Below are 19,123 nucleotides of genomic sequence, written 5' to 3'. Positions count from 1 at the left end.
CAATATTAAATTTCGATGTCATCAAACCACAACGTAATCTCATCAAGCTCCGCTTGCGTCAAATCACGATTCCCCACGTCCGAAGGCGTTAATTCCTTGTCTCGTTTATGAACACAATGACGAATAATGGCTGTTAATTGATGCTGGAAGCTGGCCGCAAATTGTTGGATCGATGCTGCTGCAAAACCCTTTTTGCAGTACGTCATTTCCAATCGAAATATCCCGTCCATCACAATTCCGTTAATCTCCAGCGCAAAATTCCGTTCAAGCTCGGGGCTAATCATCGCTCCCAAGTCCAAGTCGGCACGCTTAAACGTGCTATGCTGCTGTTCATCATCGAATTGCCCTAAATAGTTAAAAAGAATTTCCCTCTGTGTAAAGGATCGCGACACATCGTGATCGCCCTGACCACGCAAATATGTCATCATGCCGTAGCCAATACCACGATGAGGTACACCTCTTAGCATTTCCTTGACCGATTTAAGATGGTGTCCAATGAGATCATCAGCGCTCATCGCTTGCTCCAACTCTGGCACCTCAACAATGACCGGAAACTGACTCGTAAACCAACCGACCGTGCGTGTTATGTTAAGCGGAATAATGGATTCCCGACCGTGCCCTTCCATAAACACGCGCACTTTTTCCACACCAGCCCAATCCTTGTATGCTAGACCTAACGCCGTCAGCAACAGATCGTTCATTTCGGTGCTGTATACAAAATGCGCGCGACTCAACAACTGGTCTGTCTCTTCACGGGATAAAGCAACGGAAATCGAAGCATAGTCTTTCGTGCGAGCATCTGTCATAGGGTAGTCTGTCGGTAAAGTCGGAACATGCTGTGCCTCAAGCTGTATCCAGTAATCCCGTTCCTTGTTCATTTCGACCCCATTTGCGTACTGCTGCAAGCCCTTGGCCCACTCCAAATAAGAATGCGTCTTAGGAGGTAGTTGAATTGGGTCGTTGTAAAGAGCTTGTTCATACCCTACTGCTAAATCCTCAAGCAAAATGCGCCATGAAACACCGTCAATGATCAGATGGTGCAAAATGAACAATAAATAGCCACCATGTTCGGTTTCAAATAGATGCACGTTGAGCAATGTATTTGTGGAAAAATGGATTTCTCGCTGCAAGCGATCTGCTTCTGCTGATAGGCGAGCGATTACGTCCTCGACCGCTAATTCAGCATGGAATGTTGTCTTGTGCAACTCGAAACGAGTTGACGGTAAGTCTTGATTAAACTGCAACCATTCCCCATCAGCCGCTTTCGTAAACACGAGCCGGAGCGCATCGTGATGCTCCATTATTTTGGTCAACACCTGCACGAGAGCCTTTTCGTCAAAGCCGCTTGCCCGATGCAGCATGACAGCATGATTAAAGTGATGTATATCTGTAACATGGTGTTGAAAAAACCAGCGCTGAATCGGCGTCAAAGGTACATTTCCCGTAACAGTGCCTTGTTCGATTTCGACTTTGACAGAGCGAACATAGCTTGTCATATCGCGAATCGTAGGCTGTTGCAGCAACTGCTTCACGTCAAATTCCAGTTCAAATGACTGCAAGCGTGCGGACAACTGAATTGCTTTTATGGAATCTCCACCCAGCTCGAAAAAATTATCGGTCAAACCGACACGCGGTACACGTAGCACGTGCTGCCACATTTCGGACAAGCGTATTTCCAATTCGGTAGTTGGCGGCACATACTCCTGCTCACGCTCAACAGCTGAGTCCCATTCAGGCAGGGCACGCCGATCCACTTTGCCGTTTGGAGTAAGTGGTAAGCGATCCAGCGCAATAAAAAAGGGAGGCACCATGTAAGAGGGGAGCAGTTGGGCTACATGCTGCTTGATGTCTACCAGCGATTCGCTAGCTTGCACCACAACGTACGCGTATAATTGCTTATCCCCTTGCGCGTTCGTCCGCACGAGCACGACGGCCTCTTGTACAGCTGGATGCTTTTGCAGGACTGCTTCGATTTCACCCAGCTCAATCCGATACCCACGAATTTTCACTTGATGATCGAGTCTTCCTAGGTACTCAATCTCCCCGTTGGGCAGCCAACGTGCCAAGTCGCCCGTTTTGTACATGTTCGTAAGCGAATTGTCGACATCGTCTCGTGCAAATCGGTTAAATGGATTAGGTACAAACTTTTGTGCGGTAAGCTCTGGCTTGTTCCAATACCCACGGGCAAGGCCAACACCTGCAATACATAGCTCACCTTGAACGCCTATCGGCTGGAGGTTATGCTCCGCATCAACAATGTACATGCACGTGTTGTCAATGGGCTTGCCGATTGGCATACGCACGAGTTCCGCATCTCCTGTGCATTCGTGATACGATACGTCGACCGTTGCTTCGGTCGGGCCGTATAAGTTCACCAATGCCACATGCGGAAGCCATTGCTTACAGCGATGCGCATGCATCACTTGCAAAGCTTCTCCGCTCGTAAACACGTACTGCAACGAGCGCAGTCGCGCAGGGGAATTGTTTGCTTGCGCTGCATATTCCAGAAACCATTGCAGCATTGACGGAACAAAATGCATGACGGTGACGTTGTGTTGCTCCACTGCGCTCACAATGGCGCTTGGCTCCTTCTCATCTCCCGGCGCTAACAGCACGACAGATGCACCAACCATTCCCCACCAGAACAGCTCCCACACTGATACATCGAAGCTGATCGGTGTTTTTTGCAAAATAACGTCGCGTTCTTGCAACGGATACCGCTTCTGCATCCACTCCAAGCGGTTGATGACAGAATGATGCTCGATCATAACGCCTTTGGGCTGCCCCGTTGAACCTGACGTGTAAATGACGTATGCCAAATGATGCGGTTCTGTCTCACAATCCAGATTCGAGCAGTCTCCACTGCACAGCGCTTCGTCTTCCATATTTATGACCGTTCCAGTAAACGGAATAGACAGCTTGTTGCCTGTTGTAAGGAGTAGCTGCGTTTGGCTGTCTGCTAATAAGTAAGCGATTCGTTCCTGTGGGTAGCTCGGATCAATCGGGACATAAGCCCCTCCGGCTTTCAAAATAGCCATGATCGCTATCATCATTTCCATGGATCGCTCAAGCATCAACGCCACCAACTGTTCGGGACCAACCCCTTGTGCCCGAAGCTTACGCGCCAGTTGGTTTGCCTTGTCATTGAACTGGCGGTACGACATCTGTTCATTGTTAAAAGCTACCGCTAGTCGATCCGGTGTTCTTGCTACCTGTTGTTCAAACAGCCCATGAATAGTCTGGTCAGCATGGTATGGCACCGCGGTATTATTCCACTGCACAAGCAGCAGCTCGGTTTCTTTTTCCGACAAAATCAAGATGTCCGCTATTCGCTGGCTCGGTGCCGCCGTGATGGATGCAATGATTTTTTGAAAATGGGAGACAAATTGTGCCATCGATTCACGTGTAAACAGAGCCGTACTATATTCCAAATAACCAGACAATTGATCGATGTTATCTGTAATGACGAGGGTGATGTCAAATTTGGCCTGCTTATACGAGAACGGAAATTCACTCCAAATGAGAGGCCCTTTATTATGATGGAGGCCGACAAAATTTTGCAGCGTAAACATCGTGTCGAACAACGGATTGCGGCTCATATCACGTGTCAGCTCAAGCTTCTCAACGAGCAGCTCAAAAGGATAATCTTGATGTGCAAATGCTTGCAGTGTCTGCTGCTTAACTTCGTTCAGCAGGTCTAGGAACGATTTGCTGCCTTCGGGGCGGCTGCGCAAGGCGAGTGTGTTCACGAACATGCCGACCACATCGGCAAGGTCGGCTTGCGAGCGCCCCGCGATCGGTGAACCGACGACGATGTCCGTCTGGTTCGTGTATTTGTGCAGCAGCACGTTGTAGGCGGCCATCAGCACCATATACAGCGTGCTGCCTGTGTCGCGAGCTAGCTGCTGCAAGCCCTGCGTCTGTTCACGAGTTAGCGTGAACAGGAGTGAATCCCCTTCCGGCCTGCGTATTGCTGGGCGCGGGTAGTCGGTTGGTAGCTCCAAGGTTGGAATGTCGCCTTCTCCTTGGAAGGCATGGAGCCAGTATGCTTCCTGCCGCTGCATCGACTCGCTTTGCAGCCATTGCTGCTGCCATGCGGCATACTCCTTGTACTGGATGCGCAGCTCGGGCAGTGCTTTGCGCTTGGCCATACTGATCGCGTTGGTCGTGTTGGTCGTATTGCCCTTGTGCGCTTCATTATTATTCACTACACTTATATCCGCTCTGCACGTATCTATTTGCTCGCCTGCTTGCGCTATTTCGCAAGCGCTGGGGTTCGCCGCGTCGAGCTGATCGAACTCATACAACTGAACAAGCTCTTGCCAAATAATGCTGAATGAGAGCCCATCTGCTGCGATATGGTGTATATCCAACAGGAGCAGATGCTCATCTGTAGCAAGCTTGAGCACTTCTACCCGCATCAGCGGTGCCTGTTCAAGCGAGAACGGGCGAATAAAAGATTCTATATGAGCTTGAATATGCTCTTCAATTTGTCTGTCTGTTTGTACAGCATGGTCTGATTCCGAATGATGTCGTTCTTGACCTTCAAATTGCCCAATCTCGGTATACGTGATGTCTAGCAACACCTCATCATGAATGACCTGCACAGGCTCTTCATTCACGATCGTATACGAGGTTCGGAATGACTCATGACGATCCACAAGCTGCTGAAGCACCCGTTGCAATCGATGCTTGTCCAACTGCCCTTCCAATCGATACACACCAGGCACATTGTAGCTGGTTGATGATACATCCAACTGTTGCAAGACGAATATCCGTTTCTGCTCAGACGATACCGAATAGTACGGCTGCTTGGCGAGAGTGACGATATCCGCGAGCTTTCTCTCCGCAGACCTCTGCCTTGATGAAACAGCTGGATCAGATGAATCAGGCGTATCAAATAGCTCCAACGCTTCGGCGTGCTCCTTTGCTTGCATAAGCACCAGTTGCTCCGCCAACTCCCGTATCGTCGGCCGCTCAAATAGGAGCCGAAGCGGCACTTCGATGCCATGCACCTTTTCGCACTGCGTAATAAGCAGCATCGCTTTTAAGGAATGGCCTCCTCGTTCAAAAAAGTTGTCCAACACCCCGACACGCTCGATTCCAAGCACCTGTTGCCATAGCTCGGCGAGTGCGACTTCCAGTTCGGTAGCTGGTGCAGTGTACGTGTACGTAGATACGCCCATGATTGCTCCGACTTGCTCCATATCCGGCTCCGCCAAGGCACGCCGATCTACCTTCCCGTTCGCGGTAAGTGGCAACTGCTCAAGATTCACAAAGAACGCTGGTACCATATACGACGGAAGCTTACTCCGTGCAAAAGCTCGCAGCGCTGCCAACTCTTCGTCCTGAGTCAGATCGTTAGGACGCGTTACCACATAGGCACATAAATACGCATCTCCGCTTCTACCTGCACCTACTTCGGATTCGCCCTCGCTAGGAAGCAACCCTCCCTGACCTTCCGCAGGGCCTTCCGTGTGACCTTCTGTGCGACCTTCCTCGTGTCCCTCCGTACGACCTTCCGTACGACCTTCCATACGCCCATCCGTACGACCTTCCGTGCGACCTTCCGTATGACTCTCCACACGCCCATCCGCACGATCTTCCGTGCGTCCTTCCATACGACCTTCCGCAGGGCCTTCCGCGCGACCCTCTGCACGTCCTTCCTCGCGATCCTCCGCATGACCTAACGAAGGATCGGACAGTTGACCCGCTCGGTTCCATACGAGCACCACCGCATCCTGCACATCGGGATGCTGCTTCAGCACCGCTTCGATTTCCCCTAGCTCGATCCGCTGGCCGCGCAGCTTCACTTGATTATCGAGGCGGCCCACATATTCCAGCGTGCCGTCCGGCAGCCAGCGCACCAAGTCTCCGGTGCGGTACAACTTCTCACCCGCCTCAAACGGGTGCGCCACAAACCGCTCCGCCGTTAGCTCCGGCCGCTGCCAATACCCCAGTGCAAGTCCCTCTCCGCCCACGCATAGCTCGCCTGCCACACCAATCGGCTGCAATTGCCCGTGCGGACTTAACACGTACGCGGTCGTATTGCGAATAGGCCGACCAATCGGAATCACACTTGCATCCTCTGCGATCCTATCTACCCGCTGACACGTTGCAATAACCGTGTTCTCCGTTGGGCCGTACGCATTCACCAATTTTCCGGTGCCCAGCTGTTCCAGCGCCCGTCTCACATGCTCTAACGAAGCCTTTTCCCCGCCAAAAAAGAGCTTCCTCACCCCGCGCAACGCCTCGATTCGAGCATCCACCAATACGTTAAACAACGCCGTCGTGGCCAAAAACACCGTTACACCTTGCTCCTCCATCACACGAGTCAGCCTGGACACGTCCAGCATCGTCGGCTTCGAGGCGATCACTAGTGCTGCGCCATTCAGCAGGGCGCTGTACACATCAAACGTCGAGCCGTCAAACGCAAACGACGACAACGATAGCATGACGTCCTGCGGCGTGACGTCAATCACGTCGCCTTCCTTCGCCAACTTGACGATTCCGCGGTGCGTAATCAGCACCCCTTTGGGCTCTCCTGTCGTACCCGAGGTGTACATGACGTACGCCAGTTGCTCCCCGCTCTTCCCCGCCTCGACGGGATTGAATAGACTTGCAGAATGGACTGAACTTGCAACATTAGCCGTACCAGCATCAGCGTCAGCATCTGAACCAGCAACATCCTCACCCACATCACCTAGCCCAGCCGCACCAACCATAAACAACTCTCCCGCAAACCCCGTCTGCTCCGCCTTTTCCGCTAAATGCCACTGCGTAACGAGCAGACTTGTCCCGCTATCTCGTAACATATACCGAATCCGCTCCACCGGATACTCCGGATCAATCGGCACATAAGCCGCACCCAGCTTCAAGATCGCAAGCATGCTAACCACGATCTCCACAGAACGCTCAGCCATCAGCCCCACTAAGGCTCCCGACTCCACGCCACGACGCGCAAGCCCTCGTGCCAGTTGGCTCACCCGCTTGTCCAATTCCCCGTAGCTCAACATTTCCCGCTCGTACACGAGCGCGGTACGATCCGGCCGTGCAGCCACCTGCTGCTCAAATAGCTCCGTCACCGTAACCTCGCGCGGATACTCGCTCCACGTCTCATTCCACGCTACAAGGAGCTGAGTCTCCTCCTGTTCGGTCAGCATATTTATCTCGGCTAGACGCTTCGTCGGATCGGCTGCAATCGTGGCTACAATTTGACCAAAATGACCAGCGAACCGCTGCATCGTCTCTTTTTTAAATAAAGAGCAGTTATATACAAATTCACAGCGGATTTCATCCTGCTCCTCTTTAACGAACACCGAAATATCAAAATTAGCCGTACGCTGCTCAAGCTCATACGGACTCCAATCCAGCGAGCTTCCTTCAAGGCCCATACCACCGAAATTCTGCATAGCAAACATCGTATCAAATAGTGGATTTCGGCTAAGGTCTCGTGAAAGATTTAACTTTTCAACAAGTTTTTCAAATGGGTAGTCTTGATGTGTATAAGCCTGTAAAGCCTGCTGTTTCACCTCACCCAACAAATCCTTAAATACCTTATCATCTGCCAAATAGCTGCGCAGCGCCAAAGTATTCACAAACATCCCGATAACTCCAGCAACATCCGCATGCGAGCGACCTGCAACCGGTGAACCTACCACAATTTCTGTCTGATTCGTGTATTTATACAGAAGAACATTGTAGGCCGATAACAACACCATATATAATGTACTGCCCGTTTCAAAAGCCAATTGCTTTAAGGCATTGGCCTGCGCATGATGGAGTGAAAGCGTGACGTAATCGCCTGTATCGTGTTTGGCAGCCGATCTTGGGTAATCGGTTGGCAGCTCTAGTATCGGGATTTCCCCTGCAAACACCTCTAGCCAGTAGGCTTCCTGTCTCTCCAATTGTTCGCTATATAGCAGCAGCCGCTGCTGCCAAGCCGAGTAATCCTTGTACTGAATACGTAGAGCCGGCAATAGCTCCGTCTCATCCTCATACAGTTGGACAAGCTCTTTTAGCACGATACTCGTTGAGGTTCCATCGAACACTAAATGATGAATATCCAATAAGAGTAAAAATCGCTCCGCTTCCAGCTTAACCAATTGAGCCCGCATAAGCGGCGCACACGCGAGATCAAATGGACGGATAAACGTTTGAATAATATCCCGCATTTCATCCTCATTAGCTTCATTAAACGGGATAGCAATACTAGCCTCATCATCCACAAACTGCATAGGCTCGCCATCAACAAGCGCAAATGAAGTACGGAACGATTCATGCCTTGCAACGAGATGTTCAAAAGCTTGCTCTAACCGCTCAAGATCAAACTTTCCTTTCAACATAAACGCACCTGGCACATTGTAACTGGTCGATGATACATCCAACTGCTGCAAGACGTATATCCGTTTCTGCGCGGACGATACCGAATAGTACGGCTGCTTTGCGAGAGCCGCGATTTCCGTGAGCTTTCTCTCCGCAGACCTCTGCCTTGATGAATCAGCTGGATCAGTTGGATCAGATGAATCAGGCGTATCAAATGGTTCCAACGCTTCGGCGTGCTCCTTTGCTTGCATAAGCACCAGTTGCTCCGCCAACTCCCGTATCGTCGGCCGCTCAAATAGGAGCCGAAGCGGCACTTCGATGCCAAGCGCCTTCTCGCACTGTGCAATAAGCAGCATCGCTTTTAAGGAGTGGCCTCCTCGTTCAAAAAAGTTGTCCAACACCCCGATACGCTCGATTCCAAGTACCTGCTGCCATAGCTCGGTGAGTGCGACTTCTAGCTCGGTAGCTGGTGCGGTGTACGTTGATGCGCCCATGATCGCTTCGGCTTGCTCCAGATTCGGCTCCGCCAAGGCGCGCCGATCTACCTTGCCGTTCGCGGTAAGTGGCAACTGCTCAAGATTCACAAAGAACGCTGGTACCATATACGACGGAAGCTTACTCCGTGCAAAAGCTCGCAGCGCTACCAACTCTTCGCCCCGAGACGGATCGTTAGGACGCGTTACCACATAGGCACATAAATACGCATCGCCGCTTCCACCTACACCAGCCTCTGCTTCACTCTCGCTAGGAAACAACCCGCTCTGACCTTCCGTAGGGGCTTCCGTGTGACCTTCTGTACGACCTTCCTCGTGTCCTTTCGCAGGGCCTTCCGTGTGACCTTCTGTGCGACCTTCCTCGTGTCCCTCCGTACGACCTTCCGTAAGACTCTCCGCACGACCTTCCGTGCGTTCTTCCATGCGACCTTCCACAGGGCCTTCTGCGCGACCCTCTGCACGTCCTTCCTCGCGATCCTCCGCATGACCTAACGAAAGATCGGGCAGCTGACCCGCTCGGTTCCATACGAGCACCACCGCATCCTGCACATCGGGATGCCGCTTCAGCACCGCTTCGATTTCCCCTAGCTCGATCCGCTGACCGCGCAGCTTCACTTGATTATCAAGGCGGCCCACATATTCCAGCGTGCCGTCCGGCAGCCAGCGCACCAAATCTCCGGTGCGGTACAGCTTCGCCCCCTCCTCAAACGGGTGCGCCACAAACCGCTCCGCCGTCAGCTCCGGCCGCTGCCAATACCTCAGTGCAAGTCCTTCTCCGCCCACGCATAGCTCGCCCGCCACACCAATCGGCTGCAATTGTCCATGCGGACTTAACACGTACGCGGTCGTATTGCGAATAGGCCGACCAATCGGAATCACACTTGCATCCTCTGCGATCCTATCCACCCGCTGACACGTTGCAATAACCGTGTTCTCCGTTGGGCCGTACGCATTCACTAATTTTCCGGTGCCCAGCTGTTCCAGTGCCCGTCTCACATGCTCTAACGAAGCCTTTTCCCCGCCAAAAAAGAGCTTCCTCACCCCACGCAACGCCTCGATTCGAGCATCTACCAATACGTTAAACAACGCCGTCGTGGCCAAAAATACCGTTACACCCTGCTCCTCCATCACACGAGTCAGCCTGGACACGTCCAGCATCGTCGGCTTCGAGGCGATCACTAATGCTGCGCCATTCAGCAGGGCGCTGTACACATCAAACGTCGAGCCGTCAAACGCAAACGACGACAACGACAGCATGACGTCCTGCGGCGTGACGTCAATCACGTCGCCTTCCTTCGCCAACTTGACGATGCCGCGGTGCGTAATCAGCACCCCTTTGGGCTCTCCCGTCGTACCCGAGGTGTACATCACGTACGCCAGCTGCTCCCCGCTCTTCCCCGCCTCGACGGGATTGAATAGACTTGCAGAATGGACTGAACTTGCAACGTTAGCCGTACTAACGTCTACGGCGGTGCTACCCACACTCGCGTCACTGACCGTATTAGCCGTACCAGCTTCAGCGTCTGAACCAGCAACATCCTCACCCACATCACCCAGCTCAGCCGCCCCAACCATAAACAGCTCTCCCGCAAACCCCGTCTGCTCCGCCTTTTCCGCTAAATGCCGCTGCGTAACGAGCAGGCCTGTCCCGCTATCTTGCAACATATACCGAATCCGCTCCACCGGATACTCCGGATCAATCGGCACATAAGCCGCACCCAGCTTCAAGATCGCGAGCATGCTAACTACGATCTCCACAGAACGCTCAGCCATCAGCCCCACTAAAGCTCCCGACTCCACGCCACGACGCGCGAGCACCCGCGCCAGTCGGCTCACCCGCCTGTCCAGCTCCCTATAGCTCAACGTTTCCTGCTCGTACACGAGCGCGGTACGCTCCGGTCTTGCAGCTACCTGCTGCTCGAACAGCTCCGTCACCGTAACCTCGCGTGGATACTCACTCCACGTCTCATTCCACTCCACAAGGAGCTGAGTCTCCTCCTGTTCGGTCAGCATATTTATCTCAGCTAGACGCTTCGTCGGTTCCGCTACCATTTCGCTTACAATTTGGCGAAAATGACCGCTCATCCGTTCCATCGTAGCTCGCGTAAACAGTGCTGTGCAGTATTCCAGACAGCATTCCAAGCCAACGGCATGCTCTGTTATCGTTAAAGTTAAATCGAATTTAGCTATCGGGTAATGAAGCGGCGATATACGCCAATTAGCAGGCTCGAGCTCTGTTTGCGCATCGCCGAAGTTATGCAGCGCCAGCATCGTATCAAACAGCGGATTGCGACCTACATCGCGTGTTAGCTTCAGCTTCTCCACCAACATTTCAAACGGATAGTCCTGATGCTTAAACGCCTGTAGCGCTTGCTGTTTGATCTGTGCCAAAAAATCAGCAAAACACGTATCCCCCTCAGGACGACTTCTTATCGCCAACGTATTGACGAACATCCCGACGACTCCGGCAACGTCAGCATGGGAGCGGCCAGCAATCGGTGAGCCGACAACAATATCCGTCTGACTCGTATATTTATGAAGCAGCACATGATAGGCAGCCATCAACACCATATACAAGGTGCTTCCAGTCTGTGCTGCAAGCTGACGCACCTGTTCAGTCAGCTCCCCGTCCAAGTTGAACGACAGCCGATCTCCGACAAAGCTCTGCACAGCAGGTCGAACAAAATCCGTCGGCAGCTCCAGCACCGCAACCTGCTCGCTAAACACACGAAGCCAGTAAGCCTCCTGCTCTCGCATCGTCTCACTCGCAAGCCAACTATTTTGCCACTCCGCAAAATCTTTATATTGAGTTCGAAGCTCTAACAAGGACTCGCCCTTGTAAAGCTTGACCAACTCCTGTGCAACAAGGAGTGCTGAAATCCCATCAAAGACGATATGATGAAAGTCCAGCAGCAGGATATGGCGTTCCTCCGCCAACTTCACAAGCTGAGCATGAATAAGCGGCGCCCGCTCCAGATCAAATGGTCGAATAAACGCATTCATCACGTCTTGAAGCTGCTCTTCGTTGTCTACTTTTGTAACATTCCAACTTATGTCCGCTTCAGGGTGGATAACTTGTACAGGCTCTCCGTTCACCATCGTAAAGGAAGTCCGCAAAGACTCATGTCTGCGCAAAAGTACCCGTAAGGACTCGTGCAACCTTACCTGATCCAGCTCACCAGCTATGTCCAGCATCCCAGGCATATTGTACGTTGTCAGCGCTGTATCCATTTGCTGCAATATAAACAGCCGCTTCTGGGCAGAAGACAGCTTATAGTAAGGTCTAGGTTCGATAGGCGGAATAGGAGTGTAGGTAGCTGTGCTGTTACCGTTCAAGGTCAGATGCTGTACATACCCAGCAAGCTCCTGAATCGTAGGCAACTCAAACACCGTGCGCAGTGCAAGGTCTATGCCACATTCTTTTTGTAAAAGGGAGACAACTTGCATCGCCTTCAAGGAGTGTCCTCCCAGATCAAAAAAATGATCCGTGATCCCAACCCGCTCTACATTCAGCACCCGCTGCCACAATTTTGCCACATACATTTCCATTTCAGTCCGCGGGGCTTCGTATACAGACATACGTATCCCACTTTCACCAGGTACAGGTAAATGGTTTCGATCTACTTTGCCGTTCGGGGTAAGAGGAAGCTGCTTTAAAGTGATAAAATGTGAAGGAACCATATATCTTGGAAGCCGCTGTGCCGCATACTCCTTTATTTCTCCCAGCGGAATATCCTCATCCTCAGCGGTGACGATGTACGCACACAAATACGGGTCCCCTTGCTCTGCTACACAATCAGCAACTGCAACGTCCTGTACGCTAGGATGCAGTTGTAGCACTGCCTCGATTTCCCCAAGCTCAATACGGTGACCACGTATTTTTACCTGGTGGTCGATCCGACCTAAATATTCAAGCTCGCCTGACGGCAACAATCGGGCTAAATCCCTTGTCCGGTACATCCGTTGCTCGGGTACAAACGGATTACGAATAAATCGCTCAGCTGATAATTCAGAGCGGTCCAAATAACCTCTTGCTACCCCAGCACCGGAAATAAACAGCTCGCCCGCAATACCGAATGGTACTGGCTGTAAACGCTCGCTCAATACATAAATTTGCGTATTGTCGATTGGGCGTCCTATCGGCACAGAACCTTCCTGATCAACCTCGGGGTTGAACTTGTATATCATACAACCCACAACCGTTTCGGTAGGGCCGTATTCGTTGAAAATATCAATCCTTTGGCCAAAGCTTTGATACACACGCTGCGCCAGACCTGCTTTTAAATCCTCGCCACCAACAATAAGACGCTTAACACGGGAGCCTTCATAATTATTTTCCTGAATTAACGATAAGTGAGCAGGAGTCAGCTTCAGCACGCTTGCCCTATTGTCACGCAAGATCGTATGCAACATAAATTCAGAGCCGTCATCAACATAAACAATGACTTCATTCCCGTTAAGTAGCGGCGCAAAAATCGAGGTGACGGTCAAATCAAACGACAAGGAAGAATATAGCGCAAACGCTTCCGTCTGGTTCTGTATATACATCTGCTTCGCCCAATGAATGTAGTTAATGACGCCCCGTTGCTCGACCATCGTGCCTTTCGGCTGTCCCGTTGAGCCAGACGTATACATGACATACGCCAAATGATGCGGCTCGCTTCTGCGCAGCAAATTCGATGCATCGCCTTCATAGATCGCAGCATCCGCTATATCGACAAGCTCGCCCGTATAGTCTGCTGGCTGCGCGCCTTGCTTAACAAGTAACAGACTCGCCTTGCTGTCCTGTAACAAATATCGAATACGCTCCTGCGGATAGCTCCGATCAATCGGCACATAAGCGCCACCCGCTTTTAGTACGGCCAATATGCCTACGAGCAAATCTAGCGAATGCTCCAGCATAATGCCCACAAGCTGATCTGGCCCAACTCCCTTTGCTACAAGCACACGCGCCAACTGGTTGGATCGCTGATTCAGCTGCTCATAAGTAAGGGACTTGTTCCCACAGCTTGCCGCGGGGTGCGAGGGAAACTTGTCCACCTGCTGCTCGAACAGCTCCGCGATGGTCTGATCCAACGGACTGCTTGCCTGAGTCTCGTTATACTCGTACAGGAGCTGTGCCCTTTCCCTAACGGTACAAATATCGAGCTCTGCCAGCTGCTTATCGGGCTGCTCTAGCAAGTCCTCAAGCAGCACTTCCATATGGGCAAACATAGCCATGATGTCTGATTTATGGAATAAAGCCGTCCGGTAATCAAACACGAAGTGCAATTCCCCTTCGTTTATGTAATCTTTAATATGCAGTGTTATTTCATTGATTTCATGCCCAGATGTACACATCTCATACTTAAAATCGAGCTGATCATGTCGGGACGTTACCATAGGCTGATACTCGATGCCGATGCCGAACAAGCCCGTAGCGTGGGAATGCACTTCTCTCAGGTCGTGTAAGATCAAGTCGTAAGGATATTTTTGATATCGAACCACGTTCGCTATTTTTTTACTTACTAAGCGAATAAAAGATAGAGCATCCATGTCGGGATCAATCTCAATGCGGCATGGAACCGTGCTTACAAACATGCCGAGCATATTTTTCTCTATCGAGTTCGTTCGATTGGCAAAAAAAGTGCCGATGGATATATCTTGCTGATTCGTCGTTCGGTACAAGTAAATATAAAGGATTGAGAATACTAAACTAAAAATACTTACATGGTGATCTTTACAAAATTGGAGGAGGCGCTCATGCAGTTCACGGGAAATAATAAACGATTCTCGTTCTGCTTGAGTAGGAATGCGGTATAGAGGTTGAGAAGACCATCCCGTAAAGGTAGGCAGCGTCAAAAACTCATTACGCCAATATGCTTGGTCTTTTTTAAAGCGGTTAGACTGTAGGTATTCCTGCTCTGTCTGTGTATATTCGAGATAGGAATGACTGCTAGTAGTAAGCTCCAACGCACTCATTTTTCGAATATAAATGTCTAAGATTTCATTCGCGATAAGGACGGATGCAATGCCGTCGTACATGATATGGTGTAATTTAATGTAAAAATATTGCAGGCGACCGTCCAAAAGGAGTAATGCAAAATCGTACAACGGCCGATCGTACAATGTAAATGGGGTACTGAACTGCTGCTGAATCCATGCTTGAACGCTCTCCTCCCCTTCACTTGAACAAAAATGGACAAGTGGAACCTCGTCAGGTTCGTCCGGAACGGCATATTGGAAAGGTTCATCATCTTGCAATCCAATTCGCAAACGCATCGTTTCATGGTGTCGAATATACCATTGAATAGCTTGTCCAAACCGTTCGATATCCTCACTGCCATTGAACTTTATAACCCCACCCAAGTTAGATGTCGGGGTCTGAGAATAAAATTTTTCCGTGTACCAGATACGCTTTTGCGCATGGCTTAACGGAAAGTGCTTAGGGTGATAGGTCATACAGTATCCTCCTAAAAACTTATTTTTCTCGAATATTCAACACGTAACAACAATCAACAATATGCAGCAACAAGCGACATTTCGACTTTATTACCATATTACAGCAGTTAGATATTATTGTAAATAATATATTTATTTAGTAATCTAATGTTAATTATTTAGAGGGCACACTAAAAAGCACAGTCCCACGCTTCGTTCTTAGGGCTGTGCTCTAAAGATCATATAAGAAAAGAAAGGACCAACCTTAGTCAACCTCATGCTGGGTTCGAACTGCTTCAGACACCGTGTCATACACGAGACACCCGATTGTATTGCCTATCGTCGTCGCAGTTCCCGCGTAAAGGTGTTCCGCTCTGTAACGACCACTGTTTATAACCGCAATCACGATGGCGTCCGTTGTCGTTCCCGTCGCGACCTTCCCTGTCTCCCCGTCAATCAATTGTGTGTCAGCCAGAGCTGCGCACTTCGCTTCGGTTGCAGTCATGACCAGATTCCATACCGCTGCTTGGCCGATATCACCATCTACAATAATGACCGTGTTAATCGTCCCCGGCTTATAGTCTGAATGCACTTGTCGCGGAATTCCGGCGCGAGCTGCATTCAACGTCCCTGCTGTTGTACAGCACAGTACCGAAAAAGCATCTCCCTCTTTTTCCTTCAGCGAAGTATGAGACAGCTTGGCAGCTGTTATTAAACCAACAGAAGTGACAGGATGGTACTCCCACTGCTCACATTTATTTCTCATATGTTGAACAGGATCAGAACAATCGAATTCAGTTGTCACCATATGATTAACGATACGCTCCGTAAGCCACGAACCGCCATGATATACCGCATTACTCCATACCGGCACTAGCTCCGGTAACGTCACGACGACATGCTCCTCGCGCCAAGTTAGGCTCACCCCTGGCAAACAAGTGGACGCATACATCGTAGAACCCTTACGAAAAGGCTGCATTACTCTCGTTATCCTCCCTCTTAACCTACAACTAACCCCAAGAACCGTTCTTCTCATTTGTACCCGGTCTTAATCGTATTGCACACTTATTTTCCGATCACTTACGTCAAGTCTAAAGCTAAATTATGCGCAACAATGCTGCACCCGTCAAACGAATAAATCACGCACAAAAATGTTACACAATTTTAAAGCGCACACTATGACACATCTGTTAAATGTTGTATAATAAACCTATGCGGAAATGACTTCATTGTCTGCACCTTGTACTTTAACTAGAAGGAGGCACTACTATGTCGGTCCACCATAAGATGTCCTGGGCATCACTAGGAGCCGCCATCGTCGTTACAGTTTATTACGCATCAGTATTGTTCCACTTACATCTAAAAGGGGACATCGGACTGTACAGCGCAGAGATGACAGCACTTGCACGCAACGTGTTCGGCATTGCCATTGTTTTTCAAGCCATTGCGATGTTTATTAAATTTATGTCCAAAGATGAGCTGCCAGATAAGCAGTTCGCACGCCAAGTTTCATATCGCGCCAATCAAAAGGCGCTTCTGTTTCTCGTACTAGCTGTTGCTTGCTGCGCAGCATACTTAATTAACTTGTCCGGCCGCAACGATCTGTATTTATCTCCGCTAGTTGGGGCGCACTTATTAGTTAGCGTGTTACTAGCAGCATGGATGATTAAGCATGGGATGGAGCTACTGTTCTATTTTCGTGATCGGAAAAAACAATCCACTGATGATTTTCAGGATCAATTTTGAAAACGCTTTCTAATACGAGGCGATAAGGAATTCACATTCGTGTTTGTTCCGCCACACAAAATAAAAAAACCAGCTCCTTAGAGAGCTGGTCAGATTGACGAGCAGAGGGGTGTCTTAACCGTCATTAAAAATGACGGCAAGACATCCCTCGCTCCATTTTGGCAGGCACAAAAATATCGTGCATAAGTGAGGGCTATCCGAGTACCGAGTACCTAGTAGTAACCTCACAGCTGTTACTCGCCTGATACGGACTGTGAATCCGCTATCTATTCTAGAACCGTAAACAACTCTTTAGCCGGTGTACGCGGACGCGCTGCTGGAGTTTCATCGAAATAACCGAGACGGAGCACGCCGACAATTTTTTCACCTGGCTGTACACCAGCTAGTTCACGAAAATCTTTATTGTAAATGTAGTCCCCTGTATGCCACAGCATACCGATACCTTCCTCCCAAGCGAGCAGTTGGAAGTTCTGAATCAGGCTGCTAACCGCCGCCAAATCCTCCTCCCAAATCGCCGGACGCGCATCTTCAGGCATAACAACGATTAAGTAAGCGGGCACGGAGTGTGCATGAGTCTTGAATTTTTCCCGTTGCTCATCGGACATCGCTTTAAACTTCAACGTTTTCATTACGATTTCAATAAGGCCATCGACCAATCTTTTTTTCCCATTACCATCTGCATATATAAAACGCCACGGTTCCCGCATGCCGTGATTAGGAGCCCAGACTGCATCATCAAGCAGACGCAAAATAAGTTCTCTTTCTACAGGTTTATCATTATAATGATGGATGCTCCGACGATTTCGGACAACACTCGCGATCGACATTTAATTCGTTCCCCCATTCTTTAAATACGTACTTATCCATTATATTTGATAACGATTATCAATTACAAATTGAAATTGATTATTACGGTTGTTGTAGGGAATGATAGGGAATGATATAAGCGACTTTCACCTCAAAAACAGAGCATTCCTCTCCCCTTCCACGCTATAGTTAATAAAGGTTATTCATCGACCGATTGACTAATTCGCCATTTATGATTAATGTCTAACATGGACAATCTCTTTACATGAGGAGGCACACTAGCAATGAAGTTTATCGATAACCGCGGTATCACTGATCCGCGCATTAATTTAGCGATTGAGGAATTCGTACTTAAACATTTGCCGATGGACGAAGATAGCTATTTGTTATTTTATATAAACGAACCTTCCATTATTATTGGTAAAAATCAAAATACGATTGAAGAAATCAACGCAGACTACGTGAAAGACCAACATATTCATGTCGTACGCCGTTTGTCTGGTGGTGGTGCCGTTTATCACGATTTGGGCAATCTGAATTTTAGCTTTTTAACTAAAGATGACGGGCAATCGTTCCACAACTTCCGTAAATTTACCCAGCCTGTTATCGATATGCTACGCTCGCTCGGCGTTGAGGCGGACTTAACAGGTCGCAACGACATTCAAGTCGGTGAGCGTAAAATATCGGGCAATGCCCAGTTTGCAACGCGCGGCCGCATGTTCAGTCACGGCACGTTGCTGTTCAATTCGGAAATGGAGCATGTCGCTTCCGCTTTGAAAGTACGCCAACTCAAAATTGAATCCAAAGGCACGAAATCGGTGCGTTCAAGAGTGGCGAACATCTCTGAATTTTTAAGTGAGCCGCTGACGATGGAGCAATTTAGGAATTCACTGTTGCACTATATTTTTGATAAGGAAGCGGATCAAGTTCCACAATACCATCTATCAGAGGAAGATTGGGAGCAGATCCATCGCATCTCCGAAGAGCGTTACCAGAATTGGGATTGGAACTATGGCCGCTCCCCACAATCGAACATTGCACATGCCAAAAAGTTCCCAGCAGGCATCATTGATGTTCGGATGGACTTGAAGGACGGTCGGATTGAGATGATCAAAATTTATGGTGATTTCTTCGGCGTCGGTGAAGTTAGCGATATTGAGGAAAAATTGAACAACGTCCGCCACGAAGAACAAGCTGTGCGCGAAGCATTGGCAGACGTGGACATTCGCCACTATTTTGGCAACATTGAGTTAGACGACTTCGTCAATCTTGTTATGCTCGTTGAATAGTAGCGCTGAACAGTAGTTGAACAGTAGTTGAACAGTAACGTT

Annotated in this window: 5 protein-coding genes; 2 read left to right on the top strand and 3 right to left on the bottom strand. The window is 49.7% G+C overall.

Annotated features, from left to right (window positions below; genetic code table 11):
- Positions 1 to 5: 5 nt before the first annotated feature.
- Together KIK04_RS15395 and KIK04_RS15390 are read right to left on the bottom strand one after the other, a co-directional pair.
- On the bottom strand, positions 6 to 15,260 hold the full coding sequence (locus KIK04_RS15395) for a non-ribosomal peptide synthetase (protein ID WP_232274515.1): 15,255 nt from the start codon (positions 15,258 to 15,260) through the stop codon (positions 6 to 8).
- A gap of 244 nt (positions 15,261 to 15,504) precedes the next feature.
- The gene (locus tag KIK04_RS15390; protein WP_232274514.1) at positions 15,505 to 16,218 is read right to left on the bottom strand and encodes an adenosylcobinamide amidohydrolase; all 714 of its coding nucleotides are present in this window, start codon (positions 16,216 to 16,218) and stop codon (positions 15,505 to 15,507) included.
- A gap of 290 nt (positions 16,219 to 16,508) precedes the next feature.
- On the opposite strand from KIK04_RS15390, the gene KIK04_RS15385 reads away from it, so the two are divergent.
- A complete protein-coding gene (locus KIK04_RS15385) occupies positions 16,509 to 16,985 on the top strand; it encodes a phosphatase (protein ID WP_232274513.1) in 477 nt (158 codons plus the stop codon).
- Between the two features lie 266 nt (positions 16,986 to 17,251).
- Here the strand turns inward: KIK04_RS15385 and KIK04_RS15380 are convergent, their stop codons facing one another.
- Positions 17,252 to 17,812 carry a nitroreductase family protein gene (locus tag KIK04_RS15380; RefSeq protein ID WP_232274512.1) on the bottom strand — a complete coding sequence of 187 codons (561 nt, stop codon included), beginning with the start codon at positions 17,810 to 17,812 and terminating at the stop codon, positions 17,252 to 17,254.
- Between the two features lie 264 nt (positions 17,813 to 18,076).
- On the opposite strand from KIK04_RS15380, the gene KIK04_RS15375 reads away from it, so the two are divergent.
- On the top strand, positions 18,077 to 19,081 hold the full coding sequence (locus tag KIK04_RS15375) for a lipoate--protein ligase (protein WP_232274511.1): 1,005 nt from the start codon (positions 18,077 to 18,079) through the stop codon (positions 19,079 to 19,081).
- The last annotated feature ends 42 nt before the right edge of the window (positions 19,082 to 19,123 follow it).

The organism is Paenibacillus sp. 481, from assembly GCF_021223605.1.
GTDB lineage: Bacteria > Bacillota > Bacilli > Paenibacillales > Paenibacillaceae > Paenibacillus_B.
The sequence above is the reverse complement of the archived record's forward strand: the minus strand, read 5'-3'. Positions and strand labels throughout refer to the sequence as shown.